The organism is Chryseobacterium panacisoli, from assembly GCF_008274625.1.
Lineage (GTDB): Bacteria > Bacteroidota > Bacteroidia > Flavobacteriales > Weeksellaceae > Chryseobacterium > Chryseobacterium panacisoli.
This window is the reverse complement of the sequence record NZ_VTRU01000005.1, coordinates 77,494-90,626: the sequence shown is the minus strand read 5'-3', so window position 1 is coordinate 90,626 and position 13,133 is coordinate 77,494. Positions and strand designations below refer to the sequence as shown.

The 13,133-nt window shown below is 38.6% G+C and carries 12 protein-coding genes; 10 read left to right on the top strand and 2 right to left on the bottom strand.

Translation table 11 applies throughout. From position 1 onward, the window contains the following. Positions 1-41: 41 nt before the first annotated feature. From FW781_RS17840 to FW781_RS17820, 5 genes are all read left to right on the top strand, one after another. Positions 42-485 (top strand): GNAT family N-acetyltransferase, encoded by a 444-nt coding sequence (locus FW781_RS17840; protein WP_228720227.1) that lies wholly within the window; start codon positions 42-44, stop codon positions 483-485. A 1-nt stretch (position 486) separates the two neighbouring features. Then, a complete protein-coding gene (locus FW781_RS17835) occupies positions 487-849 on the top strand; it encodes a VOC family protein (RefSeq protein WP_149388657.1) in 363 nt (120 codons plus the stop codon). Between the two features lie 11 nt (positions 850-860). Beyond that, positions 861-1,361 (top strand): endonuclease V, encoded by a 501-nt coding sequence (locus FW781_RS17830; protein ID WP_149388656.1) that lies wholly within the window; start codon positions 861-863, stop codon positions 1,359-1,361. 146 nt (positions 1,362-1,507) lie between these two features. Then, positions 1,508-2,683, top strand: a complete 1,176-nt coding sequence (locus FW781_RS17825) for an acetyl-CoA C-acyltransferase (protein ID WP_149388655.1) — start codon at positions 1,508-1,510, stop codon at positions 2,681-2,683. 239 nt (positions 2,684-2,922) lie between these two features. After that, positions 2,923-4,233 (top strand): T9SS type A sorting domain-containing protein, encoded by a 1,311-nt coding sequence (locus tag FW781_RS17820; RefSeq protein WP_149388654.1) that lies wholly within the window; start codon positions 2,923-2,925, stop codon positions 4,231-4,233. A 114-nt stretch (positions 4,234-4,347) separates the two neighbouring features. Here the strand turns inward: FW781_RS17820 and FW781_RS17815 are convergent, their stop codons facing one another. Continuing rightward, on the bottom strand, positions 4,348-7,689 hold the full coding sequence (locus FW781_RS17815; protein WP_149388653.1) for a DEAD/DEAH box helicase: 3,342 nt from the start codon (positions 7,687-7,689) through the stop codon (positions 4,348-4,350). A gap of 134 nt (positions 7,690-7,823) precedes the next feature. Between FW781_RS17815 and FW781_RS17810 the strand changes: the two genes are divergently transcribed. From FW781_RS17810 to FW781_RS17790, 5 genes are all read left to right on the top strand, one after another. After that, complete coding sequence (locus FW781_RS17810; RefSeq protein ID WP_149388652.1) at positions 7,824-8,621, top strand: SDR family oxidoreductase; 798 nt, start codon at positions 7,824-7,826, stop codon at positions 8,619-8,621. Positions 8,622-8,697: 76 nt separating this feature from the next. Continuing rightward, positions 8,698-9,612: a helix-turn-helix domain-containing protein gene (locus tag FW781_RS17805; protein ID WP_149388651.1), complete on the top strand. Its 915-nt coding sequence runs from the start codon at positions 8,698-8,700 to the stop codon at positions 9,610-9,612. A gap of 136 nt (positions 9,613-9,748) precedes the next feature. Beyond that, positions 9,749-10,909 carry an MFS transporter gene (locus tag FW781_RS17800; RefSeq protein WP_149388650.1) on the top strand — a complete coding sequence of 387 codons (1,161 nt, stop codon included), beginning with the start codon at positions 9,749-9,751 and terminating at the stop codon, positions 10,907-10,909. A 131-nt stretch (positions 10,910-11,040) separates the two neighbouring features. Beyond that, the gene (locus FW781_RS17795) at positions 11,041-11,898 is read left to right on the top strand and encodes a helix-turn-helix domain-containing protein (RefSeq protein WP_149388649.1); all 858 of its coding nucleotides are present in this window, start codon (positions 11,041-11,043) and stop codon (positions 11,896-11,898) included. 91 nt (positions 11,899-11,989) lie between these two features. Continuing rightward, entirely contained in the window at positions 11,990-12,640 is a 651-nt protein-coding gene (locus FW781_RS17790; protein WP_149388648.1) for an HD domain-containing protein, read from the top strand. 69 nt (positions 12,641-12,709) lie between these two features. On the opposite strand, the gene FW781_RS17785 is transcribed toward FW781_RS17790, so the two are convergent. Beyond that, positions 12,710-13,099 carry a hypothetical protein gene (locus FW781_RS17785; RefSeq protein ID WP_149388647.1) on the bottom strand — a complete coding sequence of 130 codons (390 nt, stop codon included), beginning with the start codon at positions 13,097-13,099 and terminating at the stop codon, positions 12,710-12,712. Positions 13,100-13,133: the final 34 nt, after the last annotated feature.

Here is a 13,133-nt window from a genome sequence, read left to right as displayed (position 1 = left end):
AAAAAAATTGCGCCTTTGCGCTTATCAACAAAACAATTACCATGAATATAATAATCCGAGAAGCGAGACCGGAAGATATTCCCCAGATTCAGATTGTAAGAAATTCTGTGAAAGAAAATACATTGTCAGATCCAGGTTTGGTTACAGATAAAGACTGTGAGGAATTTCTTTTTCGCAGGGGAAAAGGATGGGTAGGTGAGGCAGAAGGTAAGATTGTAGGCTTTTCTATTGCTGACCTGAAAGAAAATAATATCTGGGCTTTGTTTGTACATCCGGATTCTGAAAATCAGGGAGTCGGCAGAAAACTTCATGACATCATGCTCGACTGGTATTTTGAACAAAAGAAAGACGATCTGTGGCTTGGTACTTCACCCGGAACACGGGCTGAGAATTTCTACAGAAAATCAGGATGGAAGGAGACAGGAACCCATGGAAAGGGAGAGGTGAAATTTGAAATGACCTATGAACACTGGAAAAATAAATAGTATGACACTGAAATTAAAATCTATCAGGCCCTTTATCGGGGCACAGAATTTTGAGATCAGCAGAAACTTTTATAAGGATCTCGGATTTGAAGAAGTTATTCTCGAGCCCAAACTGTCACTGTTTATAAGGGAGGAAATAGGATTTTATCTTCAGGATTATTATACAAAAGACTGGGTTGATAATACCATGATCTTTATGGAAGTAGCCAATACGGATGAATTCTGGGAGGAACTTGTATCTTTAAGACTTACTGATGCTTATGAGAATGTAAAACTTACTCCTGTAAGAACCATGGAGTGGGGAAAAGAGTGTTTTGTGCATGATCCTTCAGGGATTCTGTGGCATTTCGGTGAGTTTTTTTAAAGAAATAGAATATGATTTACGCATTTGATACCTATTATTATGAGGATTATGCCAATACCGTGTGTATTGCATTTGAGGACTGGACGTCTGAAAAAGAAGTGGAGGTTTTTATAGAACAGACTTCTGTGAGCTCAGAATATGAAAGCGGGGCATTTTACAAAAGAGAATTACCCTGTATTTTAAGTTTGCTGACGAAAATTGCATTAAAACCAGAAGATATTATCATTGTTGACGGATATGTTACCCTTGACAATGATGGAAAAATAGGCTTAGGCGGACATCTTTACGAAGCATTGGAAGAAAAGTGTCCTATTATCGGGATTGCCAAAAATGAATTTACAACTCCGGATTCCCAAAGGAGAAGTGTATTCCGTGGAGAAAGTAAAACACCGCTTTTTGTGACGGCCAAAGGAATGGATGTAGATGATGTTCAATTGAAAGTAGAACAAATGCATGGCGCTTACAGAATGCCTACGCTGCTTAAAAAACTGGATCAGCTGAGTAGAACATAAAAAAATTAAAGTCTTACCGTAGTGAGATTTTTTTTAAATCTTTAATATACCAATCGGTATATTTTAATTATCTTTGTAGTATTCCTTGTGGAAGGGGAGTTTTTTTTAACTAATAATATACTGATCGGTATTAAAAATAATTTCAAATGAAAGAAGTATTTATATTGGCTGCAAAACGAACTCCGGTGGGTGGCTTTATGGGAAGCCTGTCCGGACTTACAGCTCCTCAACTGGGAGCTGCTGCAATTAGAAATTCCTATGAAAGCATCGGATTGGCTCCGGAGCATATAGACAGTGTGTACATGGGAAATGTACTCAGTGCAGGGCTGGGGCAGTCTCCCGCAAGACAGGCTGCTATTTTTGGAGGAATTCCGGTAGACAAAGATGCAACAACGGTAAACAAAGTCTGTGCTTCCGGTATGAAGTCGGCTATGATCGGTGCTCAGCAGATTCAGCTTGATCTGGAACATATTGTCATGACCGGTGGGATGGAAAGTATGAGTAATGTTCCTCATTACGTTAAGCTCCGTCTGGGAACAAAATTGGGAGATACCCATCTTACTGATGGTGTGATCAAAGATGGTCTTTGGGACGTGTATAATGATTTCCATATGGGAAGTGCCGCTGAATTGGGCGTAAAAAAATATGGATTAACACGGCAGCAGCTTGATGAATACGCTTTGTTTTCCTATCATCGGGCTCAGGAAGCAGCTAAAAGCGGTAAATTCAGCAATGAACTGATCCCGATGCCAATTAGCGGAAAGAAAGGAACTGTAATCGTGGATAAAGACGAAGACATCGACAAGCTTATTCCGGAGAAAATTTCTGTTTTGAAACCGGCATTTGAGGCTGATGGTACACTGACAGCTGCTAACTCCAGCAACCTGAATGACGGGGCAGCAGCGATACTTTTAGGGTCTTTTCAGGCTATACAACAGCATCATTTGAAACCATTAGCCAGAATTGTAGCATATGCAGATGCAGCTCAGTCTCCGGAATGGTTTACCACTTCTCCGTCTATTGCCATTCAGATGTTATTGAAGCAAACAGGTCTCGGTTTATCTGATATTGATTATTTCGAGATTAATGAAGCCTATTCTTCAGTGATTTTATCCAATCAGCAGATTTTGGGTTATGATTTGAGTAAAGTAAATGTTTATGGTGGAGCGGTTGCTCTGGGACATCCGATTGGTGCTTCAGGAGCCAGAATTATAACAACTCTGGTTAATGTGCTTCGTCAGGAAAAAGGAAGATTGGGCATCGCTGCCATCTGCAATGGAGGAGGTGGAGCGTCTGCAATTCTTATCGAAAATATAAACTGATAAGAGAAGAATTCCTTAGATTTCATTCTTTACAACAAAAAGATCTTTCTTAAAGCAAAATTTGAGAAGGGTCTTTTTTATTTATAACAGATTGATTATCCATTAGTAAATGGTGTTGCTGGATGAATATTATCCGACAATAAAAGGGCTGTTTTTGCTAAACTGATAAATATCATCACATTCTTATTTTTATTAATTCTAAATAAATATAAATTTGTCTCAAGAAATTTAACAAAAAAATGAAAAAAATAACTACTCTTTCTGGTATTGTACTTTGCTCGCTGGCGAATGCACAGTTGCAATATTGTATGCCTGCATTTCAGTACGGAGCTGACAGCAATATGATCAGTAACGTTACTTTCGGAAATATTAATAATTCATCACCGGTTCAGTCCGGAAATGCACAAATTTATGAGAATTTTACTTCAATGTCCACAGATGTGCAGCCCGGAAGTAATTATAATATATCTGTAACGGGGCCTTCCAGTACTTTTCCGAGTGATGTAGTTGTTTTTATAGACTTTAACCAGAATGGTAATTTTGATGATGCCGGAGAAAGCTTCTATATTGGAAGACTTGAAGCAGCCAATCCGGCCAATGCATTTACCATCAACAATACAATAGTGATTCCTGCGAATGCGGCTAACGGGAGTACAAGAATGAGGGTTCTCAAGAATACAAATGTTCAGGCTTATTCTGATCCTAATGCTTCCAATTCTATCAGTTCAGCCTGTGATTCTGGTTTAAGAGCAGGGCAGACTGAAGATTATACCGTTAATATTATAGGAAATACAGCGAATTTCCCGGCTCCTTACTGTGGTGCTGAAAATGTGACCAGCCTTACGGTAAGCGAAATAAGCAAGGTAGAATTTGCAGGAACCGTAAGAAGCAGTGCTATTGACGGTAACTCAGACGTTCTTGAAAATTTTACGGCGACTGTCTTTACTGTAAACCGGGGAAATACCTATCCTATAACCGTAACAGGAGGTACGCAAGGGCAGAATACCGTATCAGTGTATGCTTATATTGATTTTAACCATAATAACCAATTTGATGCGGATGAGAAGTTTAACCTGGGTTATCTGGACAATTCCAATCCGGTTTCTGGTAAACAGTCCGGGGTTACAACAGAGAATATTACTATTCCAGCGGGAGCGCAGCTTGGAGAAACCCGTTTCAGATTGGTAAAAGCATATGAATCCAATTCATGGATGGGAACTTTGGAGAATCTTCCTTGTCCTTCAGGATGGTTTATCGGCCAGGCAGAAGATTATACGCTTAAAATTCAGCCGGAAAGTCTTTCAACAACAGAAGTTTCTAAGGAAGCATCAGCCAATGCTCAGATATATCCAAATCCTACAACGAATTCTGTGAATATCAAGATGAAAGAAGGTTTGGAGAAGTATGAAATTTACAATATGTCAGGGCAGAAGGTGCTGGAAGGTCATTCAATGAATATACCTATGGAAAATTTTGTTCCGGGAACCTATCTGATCAAAATTAAGACGAAGAATCACAAAACAGTTACAGAAAAGATTATCAAAAAATAGACACATCATATCTAAATCATATCCATATCAATTTTTGTTTTTAATCGACAGGTCCTTTACCTGTCGGTTTTTTAATTTTAAAGAACTGTTGTATTTAATTGATTTTTAAATATATTATGAACCAGATTCCAACAGATCCATAAGGTCCTGTTTTGAAAGTCCCTGAAGTTTTTTCCCATCAGTAGTTAGCAGATTCTGGGCCAGCTGTTTTTTCTTTTTCTGAAGCGTAAGAATTTTTTCTTCCACCGTATTAGAACAGATCATGCGGACGGCAATTACATTTTTGGTTTGTCCTATACGGTAGCTTCGGTCAATAGCCTGGTTCTCAGCAGCAGGATTCCACCATGGATCTACGAGGTAAATATAATCAGCCTGCGTTAGGTTAAGACCAACACCGCCGGCCTTTAAGCTGATGAGGAATACCCGGATATCATCGTTTTTCTGGAAATTTGTTACCTTTTCTCCTCTGTCCTTAGTCTGTCCCGTCAGATATTCAAACTGAATCTTGCGGCGCTCCAGTTCTGTCTTTATCAGATCCAGCATTCCGACAAACTGTGAGAAGACCAGAATTTTATGATCTTTTGATTTCCCAAGGATCTGTTCCATCAAAATCTCGATTTTAACAGCATTTTCACCGGAATATCCTTCTTTCATCAGAACCGGAGAATTACAGATCTGTCTGAGTCTGGTAAGCCCCGTAAGAACGTGCATGCTGTTTTTGTTCAGGTCGTCTTCATCATTGGCTGCAATAAACTCGCGAAGTTCTTTTTCATAAGCATCATAGATTTTGCGCTGTTCAGCATTCATTTCACAGTAGATGACTGTTTCTGTTTTTTCAGGAAGTTCTTTTGCAACCTGTTTCTTGGTCCTTCTGAGAATAAAAGGTTGTATCTTTTGCTGAAGCTCTACCGCGCGTTTACTGTATTCAAATTTATCGATAGGAATGGCGTAAATATCCTTAAAATACTGCTTGCTTCCCAAAAGACCCGGACAAGCGAAAGAAAGCTGGCTGTAAAGGTCAAAAGTACTGTTTTCAACAGGAGTACCGGTCAGTACAATTCTGTTTCTCGATTGAAGCAGGCGCGCTGCTTTATATCTTTCTGAATTTGGATTTTTAATAATCTGTGATTCATCCAGAAAAACATAATTGAAATTAAAATTTTTCAGGAAACGGATATCTGAAAGAAGCATACCATATGTGGTAAGGACTACTTCATAATCAGACATATGAGCGGTTGTCTTTGGCCTGTCTGCTCCATAATGCAGCAGAACTTTTATAGAAGGAGCAAATTTGCTAATCTCTTCCTGCCAGTTGAAAAGCAGGGAAGTAGGAACTACAATCAGATTGGTTGTGGGACCTCTTTTTTCTCTCTGAGACAGAATAAAAGCAAGGATCTGAATGGTTTTCCCAAGCCCCATATCATCTGCGAGACACCCTCCGAAGTTGAATCCATCAAGAAAATTAAGCCAGTTCAGTCCATCATGCTGATAATCTCTAAGTTCAGCATTCAGTTCAGCCGGGATATTGACCTTGGGAATATTTTTTACTTTTGAGAACTGAGTGGAATATGTGGTGAGTTCCTCCTGAACTTCCTGGCTCAGGATTTCCTTTTCAAACAGTGAAGTAACTTCCGTAAAATTGATTTTCGGAATCTTTAAAAGTTCTTCGTCAATTTCTCCTGCATGAAAGTAAGCGGCTATCTTTTCCATCCATTCTTCAGGGAGGATTCCCATGCTTCCATCATCCAGCTGAACGAATTTACTTTTATTCCGGATCGCGCGGTGAAGCTGTTTTAAAGAGGCTTCTTTAGGGCCAAATTTCACTTTTAGCTTAGCATTAAACCAATCCAGTCCGCTGGTAATCTGAATATTGATTTTAGCCCGGTAAGAGTTTAATTTGTTATTCTTTAATTCGTTAAAGCCCAGTATGGTTATTCCTTCATTTCTCCAGGTTTCAAATGCCTCAAGAAACCAGTTGTTATCCAGGAATTTATCCCTGTGAAGATAAAAATACTGATAGCCGTCCATCTGCTCCTCAAAATCAGGATGCTGCTGCATGATCAAAGAAGTAAAGCGGGCTTCTGCCGATTCATTTCTTTCTATTTTAAATGGGTTTCCATTCTGATCTGTATCAAAAAGCTGCTTTCGGGAATAGACGGGAACCTCTACATCTCCGTATTTCATTACCGGTGTAATTCCTATATAATTTTCCTGCTGGCGGAGATAAACAACTCTTTCTGTCTGATAATTTTTATCTTCAAGCTGTACTTTTGTTGCGGTTTGTATATAGCTGTAGTTTATATGAATACGTTCTTCTATGGTAGAGAGGACGTCCTTCATAAACGCGTCGTATTTTGAAGAATGAATCAGTAAAATTTCATTATTAGCCTTAAAGAACCTGATGATTCTGAGCATGTCAGGATGGTCTACAAAGCTGAAAGTGTTTCTGTTATAAACAAAATATTCATTTCTGAGTACAATATTTTTAAAAGGAACAGAAATATCATTAAACTGTATTTCTCCGGTTATTTCGTAAAACGGATCTTTCTTAAATACAGATAATTGAACCTCGGCATCTAAAGTGTTTAATTCAACTTGTGAAAGAGACTTTGCAGAGACAGTTTCTGCAATTTCCCGGTCGTGGTAATAGACTTCCAGCTGCAGAGGATTCTGTACAATGAGCTTTAAAGCTTCCAGTTCTGAAGCATTGTAATCTTCATTATAATTATTCTGGAAAGAGGTGATAGCCGTATAAAATTTGATGTCTGCCGGCTTCTCTGCTTTCCAAATCAGCTGCATGGCATCCACGGAAGTCACCGGATTTTTAATCTTGCCTGTCTGGGTTATTTCCGCTTCCATCAGGGAGAAGGTCATATGATTATAATAACGGTGCTTACCGATGACCAATATTTGTTTTTTTCCTGTTTCCAGCATAGCCAGCTCATCCAGTCTGGACGAAAGCTGTGGAAGAAGATCTCTTTGAAGCATTACCTCATCTACAGGCAGCATTTCCTTAATCTTAGGAAGGATTTCAATTTTGCCATTCCTGTATTCGAGCTGAAAATAATGATCCAGATCAGTTTCATTTTCAAGGCCATATGTTTTTGCTTTAGGGAGAAAAGCTTTTTTACGGAGCATATCATCAAAAAACAGGCGATAATTTTTATCCTCAATGATGCAATGGATAATTTCTGCCTGATGAGAGCACAGCTGATCTTTCTGGTTATCACATGTGCATGAGCAGAGTAGTGAACCGCCCACCTTGCTGATGCTGACCATTGGAAAATCCTGTAATGAAGATTGCTTTGTAAATATTCCTGAATTGTTTTCGATAGCAGCAGGATAGATTTCGCGGAAATCCCTGATTCCGATAAATGAGCTGTCCGAGGTATGTTTCAGCAGGTCATATACGGAAAGTGTACTGATATTGATGTTGTCAAGAATATATTCTGCCATAAAAATTGATGAAGGCAAACTTACAAAAAACAAATGTATTTAATAATCCATTTTGGCTACAGCTTACCCCATTTTGGCAACTCCTGCGTTTCTCCTAATGCTGAACTTTGTCCTGTAATTTTAAACAAAGAAAAATGAAAACAATTTTTATAACAGGTGCTTCTACAGGATTAGGAAAAGCAACTGCCCAATTATTTCAAAACAACGGATGGAGAGTAATCGCTACGATGAGAAATCCTGAAGCGGGAAGTGATCTTGCTGCCCTGGATAATGTGACTGTACTTCCATTGGATGTCACCAATCCGGAGCAGATAAAGTCAACCGCTAAACAGGTTATTGAGCTGGGAGATATTGATGTGGTTTACAATAATGCAGGATATGGGCTTATAGGCCCTTTGGAAGCGCTTTCGGATGAACAGATCGTAAAACAGCTTGACACGAATTTATTAGGGGTTATACGCGTTACACAGGCATTTATTCCTTACTTCAGGGAACAGAAAAAAGGAATGTTCATTTCTACAACGTCTATAGGAGGACTGGTTGCATTCCCGTTGGGCTCTACTTATCATGCTACCAAGTGGGCGCTGGAAGGCTGGAGCGAAAGTTTAGCTTTTGAGCTTAATACTTTAGGAATAGATGTTAAAACGGTTTCTCCCGGAGGAATCAAAACAGATTTTGTAAGCCGCTCTCTGGACTCAGCATCCAGCCCGGCGTATGAAGACATGACGAATTCTCTGTTTTCTAAAATGGAAGGGATGATGGAAGCCGCTTCTACTCCGGAACAGATTGCTGCAGTGGTGTATGAAGCTGCTACAGACGGAAAAAAACAACTGAGATATGTAGCCGGAGAAGATGCTAAAGCGATCTATGCACAGCGCCTTGAACTAGGTGATGAAGCATTCAGAGAGCAGTTTGGAAAGCAGTTTATTTAATCAGGTTTTGTAAAGACAGTATAAAGTAACTTATTTTATACTGTCTTTTCCGCCAAATAATTTATAATTTTATATCATGGAAAAGAAAGATAATATTCCTCTGAAAATTTCATCCATATCAGAATTACATGACATGTTGCAGCTTCCTAAACCGCTTCATCCGTTGGTAAGTCTGGTGGATAATACGAAAATGAGCATTAAAAAAGATATGCTGAAGAGAAGCTTTATCCTGAATTTTTATAAAATTTCGTATAAATATTCTACCACAGGAAAAATGGGCTATGGGCAGGGGTATTATGATTTCAACGAAGGAGGAATGATGTTTACCGCACCCGGACAGGTTCTTTCCACGGATGAGAATGCAGAATATTGTGGTTATACGTTACTGGTACACCCGGATTTCATCAGAAGCTACCCTTTAGCAAAGAATATCAAAAACTTCGGTTTCTTTTCTTACGATACCAATGAGGCACTGCACCTGTCTGATCAGGAAAAAACAACGATAACAGGACTGCTGGATACTATTGAAAATGAACTGAATACTACTATTGATGAAGTAAGCCAGGATGTTATCATTTCTTATATGGAGGTTCTCCTCAATTACAGTAACCGTTTTTATAAAAGACAGTTTATCACAAGAAAGGCTGTAAACAGTGACCTGTTGACGAAAATGGATGTCGTGCTGGAAAATTATTTTAATCAGCAGGAAACATTAAATAAAGGTCTTCCTACAGTAGAATTTCTTGCATCAACACTCAATCTGTCTCCTCATTATCTGAGCGATATGCTTCGTAATCTGACCGGACTGAATGCTCAACAGCATATTCATGAAAAACTGATCGAAAAAGCGAAAGAATACCTTACTACTACAGGTTTCTCTGTGTCAGAAGTAGCCTATGCTTTAGGATTTGAGCATCCGCAGTCATTCAATAAGCTGTTTAAAAAGAAGACTGATAAAACCCCTCTGAGTTACAGACAATCATTCAATTAGAAATATCACCCGGTTCAACTGCCGGGTGTTTTTTGTTATTGGTTAAAATGGAACATAAAAATGACAAAAACGGACTAGATTTTAATAGAGCAGCGTGTTTACATTTGCAAAAGGAATTTTTATCACCCCAGTTATAATGAACGAGAGAGAATCTTTTAATGCCAAAATGCCAACAGCCTGTTTCTTACTTTTCTTTGCCCATGGACTTGTTTTTTCTTCCTGGGCGAGCCGGATTCCTATCATTAAAACTGCACTTTCGATCAATGAAGCCCAGCTCGGGACGCTTTTGCTTCTGATGCCGATAGGACAGCTTTCAACAATGGTTTTGGCCGGAAAGCTGATCAGTATCTACGGCAGCAGCGGGATTATTAAAAGGTGCTTTTTGCTGTATCCTTTTTTTCTTTTATTAATTGGCTTGTCACCTTCTTACTGGACACTGGCGGTTGTTCTGTTCTTCTTTGGGGTTTCCGGGAACATGTGCAATATAGCGGTCAATACGCAGGCCATTGAAATAGAATCTGTTACCAAAAGATCCCTTCTTTCTTCCTATCACGGAGCCTGGTGTTTTGCTGGTCTTACGGGAGCTGTTGTGGGTTTATTGATGATTAACCTTCATGTGGGAACTTTCTATCATTTTGTTACTGTTTTTATTCTGGTAGGAATACTTTGGTTCTACAGTAAAGGAAATCTGACCAATATTATTCATAAAGCAGAACCGCAAACCCGGTCAATATTCAAGGCTGTGAATCCTACACTGGTTGGTTTGGGAATCATAGGATTTCTGAGTATGGCAATTGAAGGAGCGATGTTCGACTGGAGTGGGGTTTATTTTCAAACTATAGTTAAAGCTCCGGAAAATCTTGTTATACTGGGATATACAAGTTTTATTTTAATGATGACTTTAGGTCGTTTTATCGGGAACAGAATTATAGAAAAATACGGGAAAAAGATCGTTTTGCAATGTTGTGGAGTTCTGATGAGCGGAGGGCTTTTCCTAAGTGTTTTCTTTCCGGAACTCTGGATTTGTATCATCGCTTTTATGATTATCGGTCTTGGCAGTTCGCTGAGTGTGCCGTCCGTTTATAGCACAGTGGGAAAGGTGAGTACAGTCGCTCCAAGTATTGCTTTATCATTTGTTTCAAGCATTTCATTCTTAGGATTCCTGATGGGGCCGCCTCTTATCGGATATATTGCTGAAAGCTTTGATCTCAGGTATTCATACGGTCTTTTTGCCTGTTTTGGGATTTTACTGGCGGTTATGGCTGGACAGATGAAAGTATTCAGAAATAAAAATTAATAGGTTTACACGGGTAATTTTGACATCTGTTTAGAGATTTTTGACATTTTCCGGCTTTTTATTGTTGGCTAATCTTGCATTTCAAAAATACTGTTTCTAAAAACTCTTTATCTTTATTAAAATTTATCTCTATGAAACCGGTCTCAGGAATTTTAACTGAATCTGTTATTGATCATTCTTTTTCCGTCAAGCGACTAGAGAATGATCTGCCTTATTCCGGAAGCTTCGTAAGACTCAATTATCATCATATTCTAATGGTTGAGAGTGGTAGAGGTGTGTTGGTGGTAGATGAACAGTCTTTTGATATCGCAGGTCATAAAATCTTTTTACTGTCTAAAGGTCAGATCTGTAAGTTTGAGAATCATTCTGATGTTTCTGGCTATCATCTTTCCTTTGGAGACTGTTTTTGGGAAAGAGTGCCTTCCAGTGCCAGTAATTGTAAAGCTGTTTTGTTTAATAATGCCGCTGCGAATCAACAGCTATTACCAGATCAGGCTGAAAGAGACGAATTCTTAATTTTGTTTAAAATCTTACTGGCAGAATACGAAACAAAGTCTTATACCAATCAGATGGATGTACTGGCTGCCTATTTAAAGATCATCATGGTCAAATTAGCCAATATAAAAATTGTAAAAGAAGAAACTTTCGACAGTCAGGATTATATTGTTTACCGCAAATTTATGGAGCTGCTGAGCAGTCAGTATCATAGTCTGCATGCGGTAAATGACTATTCAGGGATGTTGAATATTACTCCACGGAGATTGAGCGGGCTGTGTAAGCGGTGCAGTAATAAAAGCGCAAAAGAGATCATCAACGGGCAGATTATCGCAGAAGCCAAAAGACTTCTTCAGTTCAGCTCTTATACTGTAAAAGAGATTGCTTATCAGCTTCATTTCGGGACCTCGGAACAGTTCAGTCACTTTTTTAAAAAAAATACGGAAATATCTCCGGCAAGCTATCGTAGTAATTTCATTCATATCGGGATGTAAAACAGCTTGAAATTTTGACATGTTATCAGTATTTATTGATATTCTCAGGCATCTGTAATCAGGATATCTTTGGATAAAATTACATAAAGCTATGTCAGTAAATCGTATGAAAGAAGTAGCCGGAATCATCATTCCGGACAGCAAAATCGCAGCAGAAGCCACAGAACTTCTATTGGAACACGGAACAGAATTTATCTACAATCATTCCCTGCGTGTTTTTTTATTCTCATCATTAAATGCCAAACGAGAAAACAAGGTTCATGATTCGGAACTGTTATATGTGGCATCAGTATTTCATGATCTGGGACTTGTTTCTCATTATAGCAGTCCGGATCTGAGGTTTGAGGTAGATGGAGCCAATGCGGCACGAGACTTTTTGAAAGGTCATGGGATTGCTCAGGATAAGCTTCAGCTGGTTTGGGATACCATTGCACTTCACACCACCATTGGAATCGCAGAACATAAGGAAAATGAGGTAGCCTTAATGTATTCAGGAGTTGGACTGGATGTGATGGGAGAAGGATATGAAAACCTGAGTACAGAACATCGGGAGGAAATTATCAAAGCTTTTCCGAGAAATGACTTTAAAAAGAAGATTATTCCCACTTTTTTCGGTGGTTTTGAATATAAAACAGAAACCACTTTTGGAAATATAAAAGCCGATGTCTGTGCCTTTATGATTCCGAATTTCCAAAGGAAAAACTTCTGCGACTGTATTTTGCATTCCCCGTGGTCTGAATAAGTAAAAGAAATTTATGCTTACAATTATACAGCCCCGGACATTCTTAGATGCTCAGGGCTGTTAAACTGTTTATATCCAGTTTTCAATAAGGTGAAGCCAAAGTGCTTTTTCTTCATTTAACAAAAAAACAGCTGAAGATTGTCTCCTGTTTGTAGTTTCTCCCGTGATCTGAGTCTCAATATAAGTGGCAAGACCATGATGATCAGAATAATGTACTTCTATATTTTCAATCTGAATATTTCGTTCCGGAAATTTTCCGAATACGGTAGGAAGCCAGTCTTCAAGCATAGACAGAATAACAGTATCTCCATTTCCATTAATCATCCTGAAGTCTGGAGAGAATCCGGATAATAATTTGTTATAAAGATCTTTCTCATTTTCTGTCTTACCCTGAAACCATTTTTCAATATTCCTGTGAAATTCTTCAATTTCCCAAATGATCTTTTCTGTATTGCTCATATTTTAAATGTATAATTTTTTTGTTATTTAAATG